Genomic DNA, 3,849 nt, shown 5'->3' with positions numbered 1-3,849 from the left:
TTTTTACCACCGCGGGGTGTGAACGTCTTTTGAATGCCGTTCACGCGGTGGTGTGTGGTGTAAGTTATCGGCCTATTAGTACCGGTCAGCTTCACGAGTCGTTAGTCCTCGCTTCCACATCCGGCCTATCAACCCAGTGGTCTGGCTGGGGGCCTCTCACACGCAATGGTGTATGGAAATCTCATCTTGAAGCGAGCTTCCCGCTTAGATGCTTTCAGCGGTTATCCCATCCGAACGTAGCTAATCAGCGGTGCACTTGGCAGTACAACTGACACACCAGAGGTTCGTCCGTCCCGGTCCTCTCGTACTAAGGACAGCCCTTCTCAAATTTCCTGCGCGCGCAGCGGATAGGGACCGAACTGTCTCACGACGTTCTAAACCCAGCTCGCGTACCGCTTTAATGGGCGAACAGCCCAACCCTTGGGACCTACTCCAGCCCCAGGATGCGACGAGCCGACATCGAGGTGCCAAACCATGCCGTCGATATGGACTCTTGGGCAAGATCAGCCTGTTATCCCCGAGGTACCTTTTATCCGTTGAGCGACGGCCATTCCACAATGTACCGCCGGATCACTAGTCCCGACTTTCGTCCCTGCTCGAGATGTCTCTCTCACAGTCAAGCTCCCTTGTGCACTTACACTCGACACCTGATTGCCAACCAGGCTGAGGGAACCTTTGGGCGCCTCCGTTACTTTTTAGGAGGCAACCGCCCCAGTTAAACTACCCATCAGGCACTGTCCCTGACCCGGATTACGGGCCGAAGTTAGATGTCCAAAGTGACCAGAGTGGTATTTCAACGATGACTCCACCCGAACTGGCGTCCGGGCTTCAACGTCTCCCACCTATCCTACACAAGCCACTCCGAACACCAATACCAAACTATAGTAAAGGTCTCGGGGTCTTTCCGTCCTGCTGCGCGTAACGAGCATCTTTACTCGTACTGCAATTTCGCCGAGTTTATGGTTGAGACAGCGGGGAAGTCGTTACTCCATTCGTGCAGGTCGGAACTTACCCGACAAGGAATTTCGCTACCTTAGGATGGTTATAGTTACCACCGCCGTTTACTGGGGCTTAAATTCTCAGCTTCGCCTTGCGGCTAACCGGTCCTCTTAACCTTCCAGCACCGGGCAGGAGTCAGTCCGTATACATCGTCTTGCGACTTCGCACGGACCTGTGTTTTTAGTAAACAGTCGCTTCCCCCTGGTCTCTGCGGCCCCGATCCCCTCCGGAACGCGTGGTTCCATCAAGGTTGGGGCCCCCCTTCTCCCGAAGTTACGGGGGCATTTTGCCGAGTTCCTTAACCATAATTCTCTCGATCGCCTTAGTATTCTCTACCTGATCACCTGTGTCGGTTTGGGGTACGGGCGGCTAAAACCTCGCGTCGATGCTTTTCTCGGCAGCATAGGATCACCAAATCCCCCCAAACGGGGGTCCCATCAGATCTCAGGCATCATGAACAGCGGATTTGCCTACCGTTCGCCCTACATCCTTAGACCGGGACAACCATCGCCCGGCTTGGCTACCTTCCTGCGTCACACCTGTTAATACGCTTGCCTCCCAGGATCAGGTCCTGCGCTCCACCAAAACCCTTCACCCACAAGGGGTGTCAGGCAGGTCTCGGGCAGTTAGTATCCCCTGTTCAGCATGGGCGGTTTTTCGCCGGTACGGGAATATCAACCCGTTGTCCATCGACTACGCCTGTCGGCCTCGCCTTAGGTCCCGACTTACCCAGGGCAGATTAGCTTGACCCTGGAACCCTTGATCATTCGGCGGACGGGTTTCTCACCCGTCTTTCGCTACTCATGCCTGCATTCTCACTCGTGTAGGCTCCACCGCTGGTTTACACCGCGACTTCACTGCCCACACGACGCTCCCCTACCCATCCAGACGCCTGAACCACAAGGGCTTAGCTAATATCTGAATGCCACAACTTCGGCGGTGTACTTGAGCCCCGCTACATTGTCGGCGCGGAATCACTTGACCAGTGAGCTATTACGCACTCTTTTAAGGATGGCTGCTTCTAAGCCAACCTCCTGGTTGTCTTCGCAACTCCACATCCTTTCCCACTTAGCACACGCTTAGGGGCCTTAGTTGGTGGTCTGGGCTGTTTCCCTCTCGACTATGAAGCTTATCCCCCACAGTCTCACTGCTGCGCTCTCACTTACCGGCATTCGGAGTTTGGCTGACGTCAGTAACCTTGTAGGGCCCATTAGCCATCCAGTAGCTCTACCTCCGGTAAGAAACACGCAACGCTGCACCTAAATGCATTTCGGGGAGAACCAGCTATCACGAAGTTTGATTGGCCTTTCACCCCTACCCACAGCTCATCCCCTCCATTTTCAACTGAAGTGGGTTCGGTCCTCCACGACGTCTTACCGTCGCTTCAACCTGGCCATGGGTAGATCACTTCGCTTCGGGTCTAGATCACGCCACTGCAACGCCCTATTCAGACTCGCTTTCGCTACGGCTTCCCCACACGGGTTAACCTCGCGACGTAACACTAACTCGCAGGCTCATTCTTCAAAAGGCACGCCGTCACAACTACAAGGCTGCTCCGACGGATTGTAAGCACACGGTTTCAGGTACTGTTTCACTCCCCTCCCGGGGTACTTTTCACCTTTCCCTCACGGTACTGGTCCGCTATCGGTCATTAGGGAGTATTTAGGCTTATCAGGTGGTCCTGACAGATTCACACGGGATTTCTCGGGCCCCGTGCTACTTGGGATACTCATCCAGGCGGTACACAACATTTCGGTTACGGGGCTCACACCCTCTCTGGCCGGCCTTTCAAGACCGTTCACCTATGCCTGCACATCACACCCCACCAACCCGGCAGAATTGGTACGGAAAGTCCCACAACCCCGACCATGCAACGCCCGCCGGCTATCACACATGGAACGGTTTAGCCTGATCCGCGTTCGCTCGCCACTACTAACGGAATCACTATTGTTTTCTCTTCCTGCGGGTACTGAGATGTTTCACTTCCCCGCGTTCCCTCCACGCACCCTATGTGTTCAGATGCGGGTCACCAGATCACACGAAGCGTCTGGCGGGGTTTCCCCATTCGGACACCCTGGGATCACAGTCCGGTTATCGACTCCCCCAGGCTTATCGCAGATTCCTACGTCCTTCTTCGGCTCCTAATGCCAAGGCATCCACCGTGTGCTCTTAAAAACTTGACCACAAAAGATCAATCAGTAATTTTCGAGAGAACCATGAAAACCAACCACACCCAACAACCACCAACCCCAAAGGGCCAGTAACCATCACGCGCAGCCAGATCCAGGTTCATATTCTTGGAAATTGCTTCTTATAAAAGATGCTCGCGTCCACTATGTAGTTCTCAAACAACAACCCCAAACCACACACCCCACACACACCAAAGCGTGCATGATCGGTCCGGCCAGGAAAACCAGAAACACAAGTCCCGGGACAAAAACCCCGGTCCTGTTGCTTCAGGACCCAACAGTGTGCCAAACACTAAACCGCCCCCACACCCCGCCACCGTTCCAGGACCACAAGGATCCGTACTAGAAGACAAAAGCACAAAGACAGCCGCTATTTGTTGATATTCCACCCATGAGCACCCGCCGCAGAACAATCGTCTGCGCAACGGGCATATACTCCTGACAAACCACACACCACGCATACACGCGGCGCCCGATCTGTAGGTGCTCCTTAGAAAGGAGGTGATCCAGCCGCACCTTCCGGTACGGCTACCTTGTTACGACTTAGTCCCAATCGCCAGTCCCACCTTCGACAGCTCCCTCCCACAAGGGGTTAGGCCACCGGCTTCGGGTGTTACCAACTTTCGTGACTTGACGGGCGGTGTGTACAAGGCCCGGGAAC

2 rRNA genes are annotated in these 3,849 nt (G+C 54.8%); both read right to left on the bottom strand.

Features of this window, described 5'->3' with window-relative positions:
• Positions 1-54: 54 nt before the first annotated feature.
• A 23S ribosomal RNA gene (locus tag AC5RVN_RS17390) occupies positions 55-3,182 on the bottom strand.
• Positions 3,183-3,682: 500 nt separating this feature from the next.
• A 16S ribosomal RNA gene (locus AC5RVN_RS17385) occupies positions 3,683-3,849 on the bottom strand; the annotation flags it as partial.

Source organism: Arthrobacter sp. sptzw32, assembly GCF_059089735.1.
Note: the sequence above shows the minus strand (reverse complement) of the source record. Positions and strands in the feature narration are given on the sequence as shown.